Annotated in this window: 18 protein-coding genes and 2 pseudogenes; 6 read left to right on the forward strand and 14 right to left on the reverse strand. The window is 65.2% G+C overall.

All coding sequences use genetic code 11. The annotated features are described in order from the left end of the window. Positions 1-37: 37 nt before the first annotated feature. The 3 genes from AKN84_RS36625 to AKN84_RS36635 all read left to right on the forward strand — a co-directional run bounded on the left by AKN84_RS36625 (position 38) and on the right by AKN84_RS36635 (position 2,419). Positions 38-967, forward strand: coding sequence for a dihydrodipicolinate synthase family protein (locus AKN84_RS36625; protein WP_050425281.1), 930 nt, complete (start codon positions 38-40; stop codon positions 965-967). A 148-nt stretch (positions 968-1,115) separates the two neighbouring features. Continuing rightward, positions 1,116-2,219 (forward strand): hypothetical protein, encoded by a 1,104-nt coding sequence (locus tag AKN84_RS36630; protein WP_050425282.1) that lies wholly within the window; start codon positions 1,116-1,118, stop codon positions 2,217-2,219. Further along, positions 2,219-2,419 carry a hypothetical protein gene (locus AKN84_RS36635; protein ID WP_050425283.1) on the forward strand — a complete coding sequence of 67 codons (201 nt, stop codon included), beginning with the start codon at positions 2,219-2,221 and terminating at the stop codon, positions 2,417-2,419. The genes AKN84_RS36630 and AKN84_RS36635 overlap by 1 nt, the downstream gene beginning before the upstream one ends. Before the next feature lie 244 nt (positions 2,420-2,663). Here AKN84_RS36635 and AKN84_RS50860 read toward each other — a convergent pair whose 3' ends face one another. From AKN84_RS50860 to AKN84_RS36680, 10 genes and pseudogenes are all read right to left on the reverse strand, one after another. Continuing rightward, positions 2,664-2,897 (reverse strand): DUF445 family protein, encoded by a 234-nt coding sequence (locus AKN84_RS50860; protein WP_128971480.1) that lies wholly within the window; start codon positions 2,895-2,897, stop codon positions 2,664-2,666. Positions 2,898-2,983: 86 nt separating this feature from the next. Next, positions 2,984-3,820: pseudogene (locus tag AKN84_RS49555) on the reverse strand (DUF445 domain-containing protein); the annotation flags it as partial. Beyond that, a complete protein-coding gene (locus AKN84_RS36645) occupies positions 3,733-4,758 on the reverse strand; it encodes an EcsC family protein (protein WP_128971482.1) in 1,026 nt (341 codons plus the stop codon). The gene AKN84_RS36645 and the pseudogene AKN84_RS49555, both read right to left, overlap by 88 nt. Next, positions 4,755-6,872, reverse strand: coding sequence for a heavy metal translocating P-type ATPase (locus tag AKN84_RS36650; RefSeq protein WP_050425285.1), 2,118 nt, complete (start codon positions 6,870-6,872; stop codon positions 4,755-4,757). The genes AKN84_RS36645 and AKN84_RS36650 overlap by 4 nt, the downstream gene beginning before the upstream one ends. A gap of 26 nt (positions 6,873-6,898) precedes the next feature. Then, the gene (locus AKN84_RS36655) at positions 6,899-7,456 is read right to left on the reverse strand and encodes an HMA2 domain-containing protein (RefSeq protein ID WP_050425286.1); all 558 of its coding nucleotides are present in this window, start codon (positions 7,454-7,456) and stop codon (positions 6,899-6,901) included. Positions 7,457-7,605: 149 nt separating this feature from the next. Further along, positions 7,606-8,001, reverse strand: a complete 396-nt coding sequence (locus AKN84_RS36660; protein ID WP_050425287.1) for a DUF5132 domain-containing protein — start codon at positions 7,999-8,001, stop codon at positions 7,606-7,608. Positions 8,002-8,270: 269 nt separating this feature from the next. Beyond that, a pseudogene (locus AKN84_RS36665) lies at positions 8,271-9,438 on the reverse strand (cytochrome P450). A gap of 110 nt (positions 9,439-9,548) precedes the next feature. After that, on the reverse strand, positions 9,549-10,346 hold the full coding sequence (locus tag AKN84_RS36670; RefSeq protein ID WP_050425288.1) for a helix-turn-helix transcriptional regulator: 798 nt from the start codon (positions 10,344-10,346) through the stop codon (positions 9,549-9,551). Between the two features lie 230 nt (positions 10,347-10,576). Then, on the reverse strand, positions 10,577-10,939 hold the full coding sequence (locus tag AKN84_RS36675; RefSeq protein WP_050425304.1) for a nuclear transport factor 2 family protein: 363 nt from the start codon (positions 10,937-10,939) through the stop codon (positions 10,577-10,579). 109 nt (positions 10,940-11,048) lie between these two features. After that, positions 11,049-11,957 (reverse strand): LysR family transcriptional regulator, encoded by a 909-nt coding sequence (locus AKN84_RS36680; protein ID WP_050425289.1) that lies wholly within the window; start codon positions 11,955-11,957, stop codon positions 11,049-11,051. A gap of 106 nt (positions 11,958-12,063) precedes the next feature. Between AKN84_RS36680 and AKN84_RS36685 the strand changes: the two genes are divergently transcribed. Both AKN84_RS36685 and AKN84_RS36690 read left to right on the forward strand, forming a co-directional pair. Further along, positions 12,064-13,128 carry an aromatic ring-hydroxylating dioxygenase subunit alpha gene (locus tag AKN84_RS36685; protein ID WP_050425290.1) on the forward strand — a complete coding sequence of 355 codons (1,065 nt, stop codon included), beginning with the start codon at positions 12,064-12,066 and terminating at the stop codon, positions 13,126-13,128. A 269-nt stretch (positions 13,129-13,397) separates the two neighbouring features. Next, positions 13,398-14,552, forward strand: a complete 1,155-nt coding sequence (locus AKN84_RS36690; RefSeq protein ID WP_244485692.1) for an alpha/beta fold hydrolase — start codon at positions 13,398-13,400, stop codon at positions 14,550-14,552. A 79-nt stretch (positions 14,553-14,631) separates the two neighbouring features. On the opposite strand, the gene AKN84_RS36695 is transcribed toward AKN84_RS36690, so the two are convergent. Together AKN84_RS36695 and AKN84_RS36700 are read right to left on the reverse strand one after the other, a co-directional pair. Continuing rightward, positions 14,632-14,982: a RidA family protein gene (locus AKN84_RS36695; protein WP_028334578.1), complete on the reverse strand. Its 351-nt coding sequence runs from the start codon at positions 14,980-14,982 to the stop codon at positions 14,632-14,634. Between the two features lie 118 nt (positions 14,983-15,100). After that, the gene (locus AKN84_RS36700; protein WP_050425291.1) at positions 15,101-16,564 is read right to left on the reverse strand and encodes a CDGSH iron-sulfur domain-containing protein; all 1,464 of its coding nucleotides are present in this window, start codon (positions 16,562-16,564) and stop codon (positions 15,101-15,103) included. A gap of 105 nt (positions 16,565-16,669) precedes the next feature. On the opposite strand from AKN84_RS36700, the gene AKN84_RS36705 reads away from it, so the two are divergent. Next, complete coding sequence (locus tag AKN84_RS36705; protein WP_050425292.1) at positions 16,670-17,032, forward strand: winged helix-turn-helix transcriptional regulator; 363 nt, start codon at positions 16,670-16,672, stop codon at positions 17,030-17,032. Between the two features lie 85 nt (positions 17,033-17,117). On the opposite strand, the gene AKN84_RS50140 is transcribed toward AKN84_RS36705, so the two are convergent. Both AKN84_RS50140 and AKN84_RS50865 read right to left on the reverse strand, forming a co-directional pair. Continuing rightward, positions 17,118-17,489, reverse strand: coding sequence for a Crp/Fnr family transcriptional regulator (locus tag AKN84_RS50140; RefSeq protein WP_128971483.1), 372 nt, complete (start codon positions 17,487-17,489; stop codon positions 17,118-17,120). After that, entirely contained in the window at positions 17,378-17,800 is a 423-nt protein-coding gene (locus tag AKN84_RS50865) for a Crp/Fnr family transcriptional regulator (protein WP_157863380.1), read from the reverse strand. The genes AKN84_RS50140 and AKN84_RS50865 overlap by 112 nt, the downstream gene beginning before the upstream one ends. Positions 17,801-17,968: the final 168 nt, after the last annotated feature.

Raw genomic sequence — 17,968 nt, forward strand, 5'->3', positions numbered from 1 at the left:
CGACAAGCTGCGACAAGATCATGAGGGAGGATTTGACATGACGAGTTCGGCACAGCGCCCCTATCGCGGCGTCTTTCCGGTGGCGCCGACCATCTTCGACGCCAGCGGCAACCTCGACCTCGACGGACAGCGGCGCTGCATCGATTTCATGATCGATGCCGGCTCGCACGGCATCTGCATCCTCGCCAACTTCTCCGAGCAGTTCGTGCTGACCGATGCCGAGCGCGAGACCGTGATGCATGCCGTGCTCGAGCACGTCGCGGGCCGCATCCCCGTGATCGTCACCACCACGCATTTCTCCTCGGCGGTGTGTGCCGCGCGCAGCCGCGAGGCACAGGCCGCCGGTGCTGCGATGGTGATGATCATGCCGCCCTATCACGGCGCGACCTTCCGCGTGGGCGAGCCGGCGATCTACGAGTTCTATCGGGTGGTCTCGGATGCGATCAACATCCCGATCATGATCCAGGATGCGCCGGTCGCGGGCACGCCGCTCTCGGTCGATTTCCTGGCGCGGATGGCGAAGGAGCTCGCCAATGTCAGGTACTTCAAGATCGAGGTGCCGATGGCCGCGAACAAGCTGCGCGGCCTGATCGAGAAGGGCGGCAGCGTGATCGAGGGACCGTGGGACGGCGAGGAGGCGATCACTTTGATGGCCGACCTCGATGCCGGCGCCACCGGTGCGATGACCGGCGGCGGCTATCCCGACGGCATCCGTCAGATCATGGATCCGTTCCTTGCCGGGCGCCGCGACGAAGCCGTGCAGGCCTATGCGCGCTGGCTGCCGCTGATCAACTACGAGAACCGGCAATGCGGGTTGCAGGCCTGCAAGGTGCTGATGCGCGAGGGCGGCGTCATCAAGTCGGATGCGGTACGGCACCCGCTGCAGCCGCTGCATCCGGCGACGCGTGCCGGTCTGATCGAGATCGCGCGCACGCTCGATCCGGTGGTGCTGCGCTGGGGACGCTGAGCGTCATAGGCTGCCCGTCCGGATCATCGCTCCCGGCTGCATTCACATAACCGTCAACAACGGTATCTACCGTTCCTGTCAGGTACGGGGAGCGGGGAATTTTGCCCCGCGTGTGCACTCTGGACACGTCTGACCGCTCGGGCAGAGGATGACCGAAACCTTCCGGGTTGGCGGTTTTGCGATGCGCTACGGGCATTTCGTCCCGCGGCTTTACAACTATTGCCGGTCGCTCGGCTTTCAGCGGCAGCACATGCTGCCGTCACGCGCCTTCTGCTCCGACGAGAGCCAGGGTTATCCGGTGATGCTGCTGGCCCAGCATTTCGGGACGTTTCCGTTCGACCACGGGCGGGTCGGCGGCAAGGTCGCGATCAACCGCCACGGGCCTTATGCCCATCACGGCGAGGACCTGGTGCTGATCCAGGCCAGCCATGTCGGCTACAATCCGGATGATGGCCGCTTCGGCGTCTATCAGCGCCACCGCACCGACGGCTGCAGGTTCGGAGATTGCTGCGGCAAGCTCTGCGGCGTGCTGCGCTGGTACGAGGACGAATACGCCCATGCCTGCCGGCAGGTGCAATGCGGCCGGCTCGATGGCGAGCCGGTGTTCCAGGTCGACAATCAGTATCTCGACGACAGCCGCAGCGAAGGTCTCTTTCTGTGGCTCGACCGCATGGTCGAGACGCCGCGCCAGCCGCTGAGCGTGCTGAGCACGTCGAAGGTCTTTCGCGCTAGCCCGGCAATCCGCGAGCGGCTCGGCGACGCCTGCTTTCGCGAGACACCGGCGCCGATCGGGACGGCGCTGTCGCCCGATCTGTTTCACTTCCGCCGTGCGCCGGCCGAAGGTCCCGACGGCCATGACATTCTCGAGGCGGCACTCGCTCCTGTCATGCCGGCGCTGGTGACGTCGCCGCATCCCGCGCTGGATGCCGCCCGCTTCGTCACCCAGGCCGAGTTCGATCGCACCTACCGGAGCATCCTGCGCGAGCCGGCGTTTGCGACCAAGAACGTGCTGTTCGTCTCCGGCCTCAACATCGACGTGTCGCCGCGCGAGGAATTCCCGTTTCCGTTCACCAAATTCGTGCCTTGGGCCGCCTATGCCCGGCTGCGCGACGGCCGCACATTCCTGCTGGAGCAGGAGCAGCTGGTCGAGACCTTGCGCCGAATGCCGGGCGAGAATCCGGACTGCCTGTCGTTCGACGGGACGATCGAGCAGATGACCACCGCTCCGGAAATCCGGATTCCGATCGGCTGATGGATATGACGACGCTTCCTGCCCTGCGTGCGAACACTGCTCCCGAACCGCGTCTCCAGCGCCTGGAATTCGCGGGCCGCGAGCGCGGCTTGACCCGCCGCCACTTTATCCTCGGTGGCCTCAGCCTTGCCGCAAGCCAAATGGTGAGCCTGCTCGACAAGCTCCAGCAGTTGCCGCTGCTGCGGATTCGCTTTCCCTGAACTTGTATTGGCGCGCTAGAGCGTCGTTGAATCCGCTTGGCGTGGTCTCGGTTCACCTCTCCCCTTTGGGGAGAGGTCGGATTGCGCCTGGCGATGCGAAGCATCGTCCAGTGCAATCCGGGTGAGGGCTCTTGCTCTCTCGATAGACCGTAACCCCTCACCCGATTTGCTGCGCAAATCGACCTCTCCCAAGGGAGAGGTGAACCTTCGACGCCGTTCCAGCTCAACCCAATCTCATCACGCGTCAGAGCCAGCGTGACACAGAGAAGATCACCAGGCCGACGAGCCCTCCGACCACGGTGCCGTTGATCCGGATGAATTGCAGATCGCGTCCGACCTGCAGCTCGATCCGCATGATCAGCGTTTCGGTGTCCCAGTTCTCGACCACCTTGCGGATGAAGGCCGCGATCTCCTGACGCCGCGACGCGACAGCGCGCAGCGCGGCGACGCGGAGCCAGCGGTTGATGCGGTCGCGCATTTCGGCATCGTCCCGCACCCGCGCGCGACCGAGATCAGGGCGGTTTCGATCGCGTCCGCGATTGCCGCCGAAGTCGCCGCGGAGTTCAGCCGCGCCTCGATGGCGTGCCACATCGCATCGATCTGTCCGATCACGGCGGGATTGTCGAGCATCTGCTGCTTCAGCTCCTCGCCCCTGGCGAGGTAGTCGGGATCGGTGGCGAGGCGGTCGATCAGGCGCTCGATCTCGGCCTTGAGCTCGACGCGCCAGGGATGGTTCGGCTCGCGCATCTCGTCGAGCGTCTGGCTGACGCCGGAAATGACACGGTCGGCCACCATGCCGTCGACCCATTTCGGCACGAACCGGTAGGAGCGCTGCGAGACCTTCTTGCGGATCGTTTCCTTGTTGTTGGCGAGCGCCACGCTCGCCGATGTGATCAAGCGCTCGACCAGCGCCTGTGCGTTGCCATGGGCCCACAGCAGCGCCAGCACGCGCGAGGCGAGCGGGGCTGCAGGAACGGCTGCGATCCCCTGCCGGGTGCGGCGGGTCAGAAACGCGTTGATCTCGGCGCTCGGTGTCGCCTGCAGCGCCTGATGGACCGCCGAGACGGTGCGCTGGGCCGTGCTGCGGGCGTGCGTCGGCCGCTCGATCCAGTGCGCCGCCCAGCCGGCGATGTCGACGTCGCGGATGCGATCGCCGACCACGCGGGGCGACAGGAAGTTGTTGGCGATGAAGCGGCCGAGCGCGACTGCGATGCGCTGCTTGTTCTGCGGGACGATCGCGGTGTGCGGAATCGGAATGCCGAGCGGATGACGGAACAGCGCGACGACGGCGAACCAGTCGGCGCAGGCGCCGATCATGCCGGCTTCGGCGAAGGCGCGCGGATAGGCCAGCCAGGGCCAGTGCGGCTGCGCCATCGAGGTCGCCAGGAACACCAGCAGCATGACCACGAGCAGGGCCGTGGCAAGCGCCCGCATGCGACGAAGGTCGCGCAGCCTGGTGTCTTGAAGCACGGCGCCGATGTCCAATTGCTGCCAACCGCCTCATGCCGTCGCGACGCCGCGCCGCGGCGCGAGCCCGGCCGCGATCGCCGCATAATGTTGCCGACGCCGGCGCTGCCATGGACCCGCTCCAGCCGGCGCACAGTGAAGTGTCCCTTCGCGATCTTCTGGAAATGGTCCATGAAGATCACGTTGACGGTCGCGCCGAATGCCGCGCCGATGATCGGCACCGCGCCGGCCGCGGCCTTGTCCGAAACCACCAGGCCGAACCGGGAGACGATCTCGCTGACCAGATGGGAGATCACGGGGGCGGAGGCATCGACCGCGCCGCGCTCCAGGATGTAGGCGGCGGCGTCGCTGGTGTATTTGCTGATCAGCGCGCGGGCGGCGTAGTAACCGATATCGACATTCTCGTCGGTTCGCTTGGTGCCATAGGCGAACACTTCGAGACAGGCGAGCCTCGCCTCGATGTTGGAGAGGTCCTCGCCCTGGTGCCGCGCGATTTCCGCGATCGCGCGCAGCATCAAGGTCGTCGTCAGGGGAAGCTCGACCGCAAGCGCGCCGAAACCGAACAGGCCGCTGACGCCCCCGGTCACCCCTGCGAGGAATGAGGAGAAGGTGACGGCGGGTGCAGGCGGCGGCTTCTCGTCGAGCGTGTCGACGGCGACTTCCAGCCCCTTCATGACAGCGGTGCGCACCAGCCCGCTGAGCTGGCGGTTGGCGGCCTTCGGCAGCAGGTTGAGGACGCGATTGACCGGGACGCCGGCATAGTCGGCGATCCGTGCCGCGAGGTTGGAGCTCTCCAGCGCCTTGACTGCGGCTTGTAGCGCGGCGCGATCGCCGGGAGGAAGGACAACGAGCTGGGTGACATCCTGGCTCATTGATACCTGAGAATTGGCCGTATGCCGTTGAAGCTCGCGAGGATCGCCGAGCCATTGCTGATCAGCGCGGTGACCTCGGGCGTGATCAGGCCGCCGGGCAGGGCAAGGCCGAGCGCCAGCGTGTTGAGCGCAGCGACGATGGCGTAGTTCTGCTTGATCAGGCTGACGGCGCCTTGCGAGATCTCGATCGCCTTGACGAGCTTCCAAAGCGAGTCCTCCATCAGGATGACGTCGGCGGATTCGTGGGTGACCTCGGCACCATGCTTCATGGCGATCCCGACATCGGCGAAGCTGAGCGCAGGCGAATCGTTGATGCCGTCGCCGACCATGGCGACCCTGCGTCCCTGGCGCTGCAGCTCCTGGATGACGCCGGCCTTGTCGGCCGGCAGCATGTCGGCGAAGTGCTCAGTAAGCCCCAGCCTGTTGCAAACGGCGCGCGCCACGACGGCATTGTCGCCTGTCAGCATGATGCTGTTCTTGACGCCCAGCTCATGCAGGCGCTGGATGACCGGGCGGCTCTCCTCCCGGATCTCGTCGGAGTAGGGCACGAGGCCCGCGAGCTTGCCGTCGACGGCGATATAGAGGCTCGAATAGCCGCGCTGGTCGAGCGCCGCGCGATCGAGGGCCGAGGCATCGACGGCGATCTCGCTCTGGCGCATGAAGCGCTGGTTGCCGACATGGACGTAATAGCCGTTGACCTGGCCTTCGACGCCGAGGCCGAGGCGGTAGGTGGTCTCATTGCAGGGCGGAATGTTCACCGCGAGCTGCCGGGCCCGCGTGCGCAACGCTTCGGCGACCGGGTGCTGCAGCTTGGTCTCGGCGGCGGCGGCGAGCCCGAGCAAATGGTTCGGCGTGATGGAATTCTGGTAGGAGATCACGTCGATCACGGCGGGCGTGCCGTGGGTGAGGGTGCCGGTCTTGTCGAACACCATGGTGTCGATCCCGGCGAGCTTCTCCATGTGGCCGCCGCTCTTGATGATCATGCCGGTGCGGGCGGCGAGCGTCATCGAGGACAGCACTGACGTCGGCGCGGCGACGCGGATGCCGGTGCCGTAGTCGACGATGACGAGCGACAGGAAGCGGTTGAAGTCACCCGAGACCATGGCGGTGCCGGTGGCGAGCGCCAGCGTCGGGGTCACCAGCCGGTCGGCGAAGCGTTCGGCATGGTTCTGCATGCGGGTGTCGCCGATCGGCGCGGATTCGATCAGCCGCACGATCTGGCCGGCGGTGGTCGCGGTTCCGACGCGCAGCGCGCGCAGCGTGATCTGGCCCTCGCGGATCACGGTCGCGGCGAAGGCCGCTTCGCCCTTGCCGCGATGCACCGGCAGGCCTTCGCCGGTGATCGTCTTCTGGTCGATGGTGGCGGAGCCGTCGATGATCTCGCCGTCGACCGGGATCATCTCGCCGGGATACACCACGACGATATCGCCGTTCTTGAGCTCGGCGGCGGGGATCGACACCACCTCGCCGTCGCGCAGCAGCCAGGCCGTCTTGGACTGGAATTCGAGCAGCTCATTGATCGCGCGCCGCGAGCCCGCCGCGGTGAGGTCGCGGATCCAGTCGCCGAGCTTGATCAACCAGGTGACGATGCAGCCGGCCAGCGGGTTGCCCTGGAGCATCGAGGCGCTGATCGCGAACGTATCGAGCACGTCGATGTTCAGCCGGCTCTCGTTGGCCCAGACCTTCCAGGCGCGCTTGGCGATCGGGATCGCATTCCAGAGCATCAGCGGCATGTTGATCGCCGCGATCACCGGATTGGCGCTGAACGCCATGAACAACGACAGCGTCGGCAGCGCCAGTGGCGAGCGCTTGGAGACTTCCGGCACGCTGGCGCGCGGCGAAGCCGCCTCCGGCGCGGCGCTCGCGCACAGCGCCTTCACGTCGGCGAGGCTCATGGCCTTGAAGCCGGTCAGCAGCACGAGCAGCCGCTGCTCGTGCGCCGGATCGTATTCCAGCACGAGGCTTGCGCAGTCGTAATTGATCCGCGCGGTCCTGATGCCGTCCTGCGCCCGCAGCCAGCCGAGGCAGGTTTCGCCTAGCTTGCGATCGCGCCCGAGCGCGGGAATGCTCAGACGAATGCGCCCTGGCATGGAGTGGCAGAAGCGGAAGTCCATGGATCTGCGCTCTCGCCCCTGGCGGGTCAGGCCGTCGCGCCTGCCGGCTCCGCCTGCTCGGCGGCACCCATGTTGGCCTGAATCATGTGGTTGAGTGCAAACACTGCCAGCGTGACCCAAACCGGCGTCGCCGCGGTGGCGCCAACCTCGAACACGGTGAAGCCGGCGATTCCGGCTGCCAGCACGATCTTCAGATCGATCACGTTGCCGCTGGCGATCTTGATGCCGTGGTCGAAATCCCTGAAGAAGTCGACGATGACCTTGGCCGTGTGCGAATGCTCGGCGAGATACTCGGCTTCCTGCTCGATCTTGTTCGCCAGCGCGTCGATTTCATTGGTCGGCGGCTTGTAGTGACCGCCGGTGTGATGCTGCAGCCGGCCATGAAACTCGTCGTGCCGGTCGGTGTCGTAGTGCAGCACGACGCTTCCCGTCGTCGGGTTGACGATGACGTTCTCGATGCCGGGAATGACGCTGAAGGTCTGCTTGATCTGCTCGAGAAGCTCGGGGTTTTCCTTGGCCGACGGCACCTTCATGCGAATCCGGCCCGGAACCTGATGCGCGATCTGCAGCTTCATCTTGGTCATCGTAGTCCTCTAACAGCATTCGAACGCCGGCGCGGGACGCGAACGATGCCGTCGTCAAACACGATTGCCTGCGGGCGCCGGTCTCAACGTCGCAAGGACGGTCACCGGCGCGTGTCGTCGCCTGGTATCTTGAGCGTCTGACGCCCGGCTCAGGCCGCGGAGTGAGTCCGGCCCTCTGTCGCCGCTGCCTTTTCCTGCGCCTGGCCTTCGGCCTTCACTTCCGCAACGATGTCGTTCACCTGCTCGTGCGCTTCAGCAAACATCTCGCGCGACTTCTGCGCGAACTTGTAGGTGCCGCGAACGGTGGACTTGAACAGCGGATTGAGTGCGCCCGCCAGCTTCGGCAGATACTTCGGCGCCGCGACTGCGGCAACGCCGAGGGCAAGTCCCGGCAGCAAGGCAGCTTCGAACACGGCCGCACCGACAGCCACCACCGCGACGACCGCGACCGTCTTGTTGATGCCGCCGCCTTCCTCGGATTCCTGTTCGGGGGCGTCATGGTGGAAGGCGGTATCGTGACTGCTACCATTGGTGTTCGGGTTCATCGGAAATCCCTTGTGACCGCACAACTAATTGCAGTTTCACCAATAACGGCGGATTGAAATGGATTCGTGACAGTTTGATTACAGCCGTCCGACCGGTTGCGGCGGCATGGTGTCGCGGTGCACAAGACGCATTTTGGCAGGTCGCGCGCGCGTCCGCACCGGCGGCTGGAGCCGCATTTTCATGTCTATGTGTGTCTTCCGTTGCGGAACTTAAACAAATCCGGCCGCAGGGCGGGCTCGGCGTCGCGGGCGACCGGCCGCCTTGTGCGCTACCGGTCCCACGTCACCGGCAAATCCAGCAGGCCGCGGAACGCCCAGCCGCCGATCCGCGGCGGCCGGTCCGCGATCAGGCGCAGATTCGTCAGTCTTTCGAAGATTGCGGGCAACGCGACGTCGGCGACCATGGCGCGCGAGGCCCAGGCGCCGGCGCAGAAATGCGGACCGGCGCCGAACGCGATGCTCTTGCTGGCGTCGCGGCGCACGTCGAAGGCGTCGGGTTCGCTGAAATGCTTCTCGTCGCGGTTCGCCGAGCCGAACATCAGGAACACGCGCTCGTTGGTCTCGAATGCGATATCCCGGATCGTCCAGGGCTTTGCGATCCGCCGCGGCGACATCCCGATCGGCGAGATCCAGCGCGCATATTCCTCGAACACCTGCAGCCAGGGGACCGCGCCGCTCCTCGCCAGCGCGAGTTGGTCCGGGTGGGTCAGCAGCGCCCACACCGCGCCGGCGATCGCGTCGCGCGGCTCGTTCTGGCCACCCGAGATCGCGAGCTTGATGTTGGCACGCACGCTCTCCATCGGCATGTCGGCTTGCCAGAGCACGCCGAGCAGGCTGAGGTCGGGCGTCTCGCGCAGCACCGGCACCATATCGTCGATCGCAGCGTCGATGCCCGAGGTCGCCGCATGGCAGCGCGCCTCGATCGCGGGATCGCCGACATAATTGGCGATCCCGTCGATCATGCCCTGCGACCAGGCATTCATGTCCTGGAAGGGCATGTTGGTGAGGCCGGTGATCGATTTCAGGCATTCGGCCGAGAACGGCAGCGCGAAGGCCTGCACGAAGTCGACCACGCCGTCCGCCTGCAATTCATCGAGGATGCGCGTCGCGTGTCCGGCGAATTGCGCGGTCCAGTGCGATCGCACCGTCTTCGGCGAAATCGCCGGGAAGATCGCCTTGCGCTCGTTCATGTGCGCATCGCCGTCCTTGCGCATCATGTTGTGGCCCATCAGCCTGTTCATCAGCCCTTCGCTGGTGCGACGAGAACACGTCGATCTGCTTCTCGGAGACGAAGATGTCGTCGCGGTTGCACAGCAGCGTGCTGCCGAGCTGCGGCACGAAGGCGATCGGCGCCTCCTTGCGCATGCGCGCCAGTGTCGGATAGGGGTCCTGCCAGAAGGCGGGGACATCGATGTCGAAATGGGGAGCGGTGCTCACGGCGCGATCTCAGGTTGGCCTTCAGGTTTCGAACCGAGCATAGGCGCCCAGGCGCCGCCGGTCTGTCCCCACCGTTGGGGACAGGGGGAGACCCGTCGCTCCGCGCCCCTTCAGTTCAGCAGGCGTGCCGACGCCATCAGCCGCAGCGCGATCGTGAACAGCTCGTTCTGCGAGGAGATGCCGAGCTTGTCATAGGCGCGCTTGCGATAGGTGAGGGCGGAGTGCAGCCCGATGCCGAGATCGGCCGCGATCGCCTCCGAGCTGAGGCCCGAGAGAATGCGCAGGCAAACCTCCTTCTCGCGCCCGGTCAGCCGGACCAGCGGCTCGGCGGTTGCGAACAGGGTTTTTAGCCGTTCGATTGGATCGGTGTCCGCCGCTGGATCGTGCTGGAAGTGCCGCGCCACGGCTGCCGTCAATGCGGGTGCGACCGCGGCCAGCCGCGCGATCTGCTCGCGGCTGAAGCGGCCTTGCTCGGTGATCTGGTAGAAATTGACGTAGAAGCACGTCTCGCCAGTCCAGATTGCGGAAGCGAATTTGTCGACGATGTCGGAATCGTCGAAGAAGATCTTGCGGTAGCCGTCGCTGTACATCCGGCGGGCAAAGGTCGGCAGCAGGATCGGCGCCGCCTGCGCCTGCCCCTCGAACACCGCATCGCGGTTCGGGTCGGCCTGATGGAAATGTTCGGAATAGGCGATCCCGAGGTCGCGCCCGGTCGGGATGTTGCCGACATCGAGCAGGCATGCGGCGGAGCGCGGGCCGGTGAACGAGAACACCATGCAGTGGCCGACCCCGGCGACGCGGCGCAGCGCGCCGATCAGGGCCTGCGCAAAGCTGTCGCGGCCGATCGCCAGCAGCGCCGGTGTGATGTCGCTGACGACCGAAGTCTTGAAGGCGTAATCGGCCTTCATGGTGTCCTCCCTGTGTTTCGGGAAGACTAGCAGCGACGCCACGGGGGTGGAAGCGGTTGGCCGCCACGGCTTCTGGCGGTTTGAACCCGTTCCCCAGTCATTCCGGGGCGACGCGCAGCGTCGAGCCCGGAATCCATTCAGCCACGAAACTTGCGGCCCGATGGATTCCGGGCTCTCGCTTCGCGAGCCCCGGAATGACGAAGGTGGAAGTTGTCCCGTGGGAAATCGCCTCAGGCGCCCGGCACCTGGTCGAGGAAGCCGGTGATGCTCCGGATACGGCCGTCCTTCAGCATGGCGAAGTCGGTGCCCTTGATCGGGCTGTCGACGCCGTCGGGCCCGAGGCCCCACGAGAACCGGACGTGGTCGCCGAAGCCGTTCGGCTCGCCGATCAGCTTGAAGGTGAAATCCGGAAACTTCTGCTGCACGCCGGCGATCAGCGCATCGACGCCCTCGTGGCCGTCGCCGCTCATCAGCGGATCGACATAGCGCGCATCACTGGTCCAGTTCTGGCTCAGCATCTCGCGGCGCCGGCTCGGCGTGCGCTCGTTCCAGAGCTCGATGTAGTTGCGGGCGATAGTCGTGTGGTCGGTCATGGTGCTCTCCTTCTGATCTGCCGGCCTTAGGCGGCTGCCCGGACTATCGAAGGTTTGCAGGTGCCGATCGATTACCTCGGAGGTCATCGCGCGTGGAACGGCGCGCCGGTCACGGCCTGATATAGGCCTCCGGATCGCCGCGTGCATGCGCCTCCATTGCATCGAGGAAGCAGCGCACCTTGGCCGGGACAAATTGCCGCGCCGGCAGCAGCGCGTGCACGTTGAGCGGCTCGCAGGCATGATCCGGCAACAGCCGCCGCAACTGGCCGGCCGCGACTGCGGCGCGGGTGTAGCTCGCGGTGACCCGCAGCACGCCATGGCCGGCGAGCGCCGCCTGCAGCCGGACATGGGCATTCGAAGAGGTGAGACGCGCGCGATCGACCGCGAGATGCTCGACCGCGCCGCCGGGAGCTGTAATCGCCCATGGCGGATCGCTGGGGCCGGTCAACAGCGGCAGTTGTCTCAGCTCATCCAGTGTGCGCGGTTCGCCGAGCTTCTCCAGCAGCGCCGGTGCCGCGAACAGGCCGCGCTCGAGGGTGAAGACGCGGCGGATCACGATGCCGGCCGACGGCAGCGGTGCCTCCAGCATCGCGAACACGATGTCGTAATTCTCGGCGATCGGGTTGACGATGTCGTGCTCGACGTCGATCCGGATCGCGAGCTCCGGGTAGCGGCTCATCACAGCGCAGGCGACCGGCCCCGCATGGTGCGCGCCGAATTCGTACGGCGCCTTGATGCGCAGGGTGCCGGCGACCGCGCTCGACATCGCCAGCGCCTCGCTGTGGGTGTCGTGCAGCGCGGCGAACAGCGGACGCACCTTGCGATAGATGGTCTCGCCGGAATCGGTCAGCCGCAGGTGCCGCGTGGTGCGTTCGATCAGCCGCAGCCCGAGATTGGCCTCGAGCCGCTGCACCGCAGCACTAAGGCTCGATTTGGGGTGCCCGAGCACGCGCGCAGCCGCGGTGAAGCCGCCATGCTCGACAACCTCGCAAAACAGCTCCCAGTCGCGCCATTCCATGGCCGATTGTCCATCCAGCGGTACAGTGTGTCCAGCCAAATCGGATTATCCCGATCGCCGGGATCACCTAACCTGATTGCAAGCAAATTTGCATCGGGAGGGTGATATGGCCGACGACGGAATTTTCCTGCGCAACGCCTGGTACGTGGCGGCGCTGAATCACGAGCTGATCGACGGCAAGAAGCTGGCGCGTACCATCCTGGAGCGGCCGATCGTGATCTATCGCGGCGCCAGCGGAAAGGTCGTCGCGCTCGATGACCGTTGCTGCCATCGCGCCGCGCCGCTCTCGATGGGGCGCGTCGAGGGCGACGACATCAGGTGCATGTATCACGGCATGAAGTTCGCGGCCGACGGCAAGTGCATCCAGATCCCGGGCCAGGACGCGATTCCCGCCAAGCTCGGCGTGCGCAGCTATCCCGTGGTCGAACGCTACAACATGATCTTCATCTGGACCGGCGATCCCGAGAAGGCCGATCCGAAGCTGGTCCTCGACTATCCGCCGCTGGAAGATCCAAAATGGCGCGGCTTGCCGGGCTACATGCACTACAAGGCCAACTGGCTTTTGATCGTCGACAACCTCAGCGACTTCGCCCATCTCGCCTTCGTGCACACCAACACGCTCGGCGGCTCCGAGGAGTACGCCTACAAGACCAAGCCGGTCGCGATCGAGAAGCTCGACGACGGCTTCCGCGTCGAGCGCTGGCACATGGGCGCCGATGCGCCGCCCTACCACAAGAAAGTGATCTCCAACCGCGACGACAAGGTCGATCGCCGCAATATCGGCCGCATGATCGTGCCGGGCATCTTCACGCTCGACACCACGTTTGCGCCGGCCGGGCAGGGTGTCGAGAAGGGTGTTCAGGTTCCAGGCACGCGGTCATACCGCAACGCGCAGTTCATGACCCCGGAGACCCGTTCCTCGACGCACTTCTTCTGGAACTATCTGCACGATTTCGACACCGACAATCCGAACATCTCGCTGTCGCTGCGGCATTCGCTCGAGGAAGCCTTCAACGAGGACAAGGACTTCATCGAGGCGCAGCAGAAGGTGCTCGACGTCGACCCGGATTATCAGCTGCTGGCGATCGGCGCCGATGCGCCGCTGACCTATTTCCGCTGGCTGTTCGCGCGCAGGCTCGAGGCGGAGCGCACCGCCGCCCGAGCAGCCTAAAGCATGCGGTTTTCCGAAAAGATCATGCTCAAACAAAGAGCTAAAGCGCGATGACGCTTCAACCTGATCTCATCGCGCTTTGGTTGGAGCGGGCCGGCGGCCCTCTTCCTGGCTGGAACGTCATCCCGGGGGTCGCGAGATCGTGAACCCCAGCGTGGCGGCTACTCCCTTTGATTTGGCGTAGAATTTTCGATCTGAATTCGTCGGTTCTTGATCGGGGTCAAGGTTTCGACCCGTGCTGGCCGGACCATGTCGGCGGCGATCGATCGGTGAATGATTTGACCGAAAACGCGAAGTTACCGGAACGGGAGACGGGCGCTGTCGAGGCGCAGCATGCCTGGCTGTGGCCGTTTGAAGCCGCGAGGCTGGTGTTTGACGCATATTGGCAGTGGTACGCCGACCACGCACCCGGGCATGCAGACCCGGGCGGCGCACAGCTCGCCTGGACGACGCCAAACAGGATCGCGCTCGAACTGCCGTCGATGCATCTGCTGGATTTTTCGCAGGCCGCGCGAGGGCAGCCGCTGCTGATCTGTGCGCCCTACGCGCTGCACCGCGCGCTGATCGCGGATTTCGCGCCCGGCCACAGCCTGATCGAGGCGCTCGAACAGTCGGGCATTGCGCGTCTGTATCTCACCGATTGGCACTCGGCCACGCCTGAGATGCGCTATTTCTCGATCGACAGCTATCTCTCCGACCTCAACGTCGCCGTCGACACGATCGGCCCGCCGGTCGATCTTGTCGGTCTCTGCCAGGGCGGATGGCTGTCGCTGCTCTATGCCGCGCGTTTCCCCGGCAAGGTGCGGCGGCTCGTGCTGGCGAGCAGTCCGATCGATATCTCGGTGCCATCGCAACTCTCCGGGATGGTGGCCGCGCTGCCCGAGCAGAGCTTCGCGGCGCTGGTGCATCAGGGTGACGGCATCATCAGCGGCAAGCATATGCTGCAATGCTGGAGCATTCCCTTCGGCCTGCAGGATGTGGAAGCCGTGCTGCAACGGAGCCTGCACGACGCATCGGACGATGCCGGTTCGCTGCTCGATCGTTTCCAGCGCTGGAATCGCGAGACGCTCGATCTGCCCGGCGTCTACTATCTCGAGGTGATCAACTGGATTTTCCGTCAGAACCGGATCGCTCGCGGAGACTTCGTCGCGCTCGGCCGCAGGATCAATCTCGCCGAGGTGAAGACGCCTGCCTTCCTGCTGGCCGCTGACGATGACATTGTTGTTCCGCGCGATCAGGCGTTTGCGACAGCGCGGCTGTTGGGCACGCCGCCGATGTGGCTGGAGCGTGGCACCGAACCGTGCGGGCACCTCGGCCTGTTCATGGGCTGCAAGGCGCTGACCAGCTCATGGCGCCGGATCGCGCGCTGGCTTCAGTCCGACATCGGCGATGCCTCGGCTCAACGGCCACGGATCAGTGCGTAAGGCTGCGGATAGAACAAGCCCCGGATTGCGGTTTGCAATCCGGGGCTCGAGAGGTCTTGTTCGATCAGCTTGCGCGGGCTTACTTGGCTGCGACGACCATGATCTCGACATTGTACTGCGGCGCCGCGAGCTTGGCCTCGACGGTGGCGCGCGCCGGGGTGTTGCCCTGGGAGACCCAGCCATCCCACACCGCGTTCATCTCCGGGAAGGTCTTCATGTCGGTGATGTAGATGGTCGCGCTGAGCAGCTTCGACTTGTCGGTGCCGGCCTTGGCGAGGTGGCCGTCGATGATCGACAGGATGTCCTTGGTCTGGTCGGTGACGCTGCCGCCCGCGGCCTTGCCGGCGACGACGCCGGCGAGATAGACGGTGTTGCCGTGCACGACGGCCTGGCTCATGCGCGGGCCGGTTTCGAAACGCTGAATGCTCATTTGGGTCTCCACTTGAATGGCGGCACTGTCTAACCCGCCAAAGCGACCGCCGCCACTGCGCATTTGCAGCGCTGTTCACGGAAACGCTCCAAATTGCTCCGAGGTCGCCTCGGCGCAATCAGGCTGGCGGATTCAGACCATTGGTCCAGCGCGCGAACAGCGCCACCTGCTCGGCCGGCCAGGCGCCGTCGCAGGGCATGGTGCCGGCCTCCAGGCGGGCGAGAATCTGGCGGCTGTGCCGCGCGACGTCCTGCTCCTTCCAGAGATCGAGGGCGAACAGCATCGAGCTGCGATCCATCGGCCGGAACAGCGGCCGGATGTGCTGCTCGAACTGCACGGCCTCATCGGGGCCGGGCAGCGCGACGCCGGTTTCGTTCGCGGCCTGCGCATCGCCCGCGATTGCGGATCGGCGTGCCGCGGGCGTCGCGTTGCAGACCCACCACCAGCGCGGCACCGGCATGTTCGGCGGCGGCTTCGCGTCGGCGCCTGAATTCTCCACGGCGATCCGCGAGCCCCATTCGATGTAGGCGACGAAGGCGGCGCGGAATTCCGGATCGGACGGCAGTCCGGCATCGTCGGCACTCTGCACCATGTAGGTGGCCCACAGCGCGCGCTGCTCCGGCCGGATTTCCTTGCCGATGTGTTGCGACACCATCCGCCGATAGCCACCATAGCGCTCGGTGTAGAGACGCGGTCCGCCGAACACCTCGCTGAGCCAGGCCGCGACCCGTTCGGGATGATCCGGCGACATCTCGGCGAACAGCGGGCCGAGCAGTGGGTCTTCCGGCACGTAACGGCTGTAGAAGATCCGCGTCATGTCGAGCAGCGCGGGATAGCCGCCGGCCCATTCGAACAATGTCGGCTCGCGCAAGGGATCGGGGAAGGGATCGGGGACGGGGTCGTGAAACCCGACATTCCAGTGCATGCCGCTGCAAAACGGCTTGTTCAACGACGCGCCGCAGCGGCACAGGCTGACATGTTCCTGCGATGCACCCGCATTCTGTGCGACTGGTACGCCATCCTCATCGACGAGCTCGACATCCCCGGTGACGCGATAGGGACCATCCTTCGACACTTCGATCTGCGGCGGCCGGCTGACGTCGGACAGGTTGGCATCGCGCGCGGGGCCGATGCCGATGCCGAGTGCGCCCGACGGGCATCCGCGCACCGCGTTGATGAGGTCGTCGAGGCGCGCGCCGCTCGGCGCGACGAACGGTTCCTCGCCGAGATGAAACACCGAGTTGAGCCGGTCGGTGCAGAAGCCGGAATGCGCACAGGTGCCGCGGTTGTCGAACACGTGGGCCTGCTGCCCGGCATAGACCTCGAGCTTGTCGGGCACGCGTCGCGGATCCCTCGCGTCTGTGAAGCCGCGTGCGACGTGGCTGCCGTCGCAGAACGGTTTGGTCTGCGATTGTCCGCAGCGGCAGAGCCGCACCGGCGCCTCGGCCGCAACAGGTACGCCGAGATGATCGACGATCGCAATGCCGGGCTCGGGTTCGTAGGGGCCGTTGCGTCTGACGAGGATGCGCTTGCGCGCGTGTTGCCTGTCGCTCGCACCTTGGACGGAACTGTTGTCTGTCATGCCTTGCAATGATCCCTAAGCTCGCCCAACCCGTGCGAAGCGTGCTTAGATGGATCGATGGCGGCTCTCAACGAACCAGATGGAAAGTGCCGCGGGAGAGTTGCGATGATCCGCAAGACCAAGCACAAATATGGCTGCCCGGTCGAGTTCTCGATCGATCAGCTCAGCGGCAAATGGAAGACCGTGATCCTCAGCCGGCTCAAGGTCCGGCCGATGCGCTATGGCGAACTCCGCCACGACATCCCGCAGCTCAGCGACAAGGTCCTGACCGAGCGGCTGCGCGACCTCTGCAATTCAGGCTTCGTCAAACAGGAGCGCGGCGGCGGCTCCTCGCGCTACTGCCTGACCAAGCGCGGCGAGATGCTGAAGCCGATGCTGCAGGCACTCTACGATTGGGGCGAGGCCAACGCCGACACGTTCGGCGTGCGCTTCGCGAGCGTGGAGGTGGAGCGGGACCAGTCTCATTAAGGCGCAGCCATAGCCTCATCGAGGCGAGCTGAACGAAAGCAAGGTAGTTCGCTGCCAACGACCATCTGGATTCTGTAAGAAGGCCTTAGGTCGAAAGCCGAGCGATATCTCGGAGTCGGTGGACATCTCGAATCTCAATTCGCCGATAGTCGCACACCAGCACTCCGTCGGCCTGCAGCCGTTGCAGGATCTCGTTGACGGTTTTTCGTGTCAGTCCCGTCATTTCGCCCAGCGCCTGCTGGCTGAGTGGCAGCGCGTCAAGCCTCACGGTTGCTTCCGCGATGTCCGAAAGTCGCGCGGCGACTCGTTGAGTGGGTGGCAGAGTCAATACGTCTGCGCCGAACCTCAAGGCAGCGCGGAGCTGACGATAGAGTAGTTTGGCGACGCGCGCCAGATTTCGGGGCTTTGTTCCGCGATGCGGCTCAGCGCGGTGTCCGAGACGACGAGAATTTCGCACGGGATTGCAGCCGCAGCAGTTACGAGACGCCGCCCGCCGCCGAAGCGCACGCTTTGCCCTCCGGCGGTTCCTGGTCCAACGAGCCCAACACGTACGCGTTGTTCACCTGCTCCATGACAAAAAAGATCGACCGCGCCGTCCACGACGACGAGCAATCCGGTATCTTCGTCGCCCTCTGAGTGAATCCATGCTCCCGCCGGACGACGGACCAGCCTACCGTGTTGGACCAAAAGCGGGGCAAGCTTGAGGGCGTCGGGCGCCAGCCATTCAGCGCCTTCCAAAATCCGTCTTGCTTCGTCTAACGCGCTCACGCTCGATTGTATCGCTGCGCTGCGACGATCTCAATCGAGCCCGGTGGAACCGATTGACCTCGCGAAAAGCCGGAGCTGCCGGGCAATTTGCGAGCGTTGCCATTTTCACGGCGTTCGCGCGGCATCCGAGACGAACAAAATTTCATCATGTGCTGCAGTTGTGGGCAT

It is taken from the genome of Bradyrhizobium tropiciagri (assembly GCF_001189845.1).
Classification (GTDB): Bacteria; Pseudomonadota; Alphaproteobacteria; order Rhizobiales; family Xanthobacteraceae; genus Bradyrhizobium; species Bradyrhizobium tropiciagri.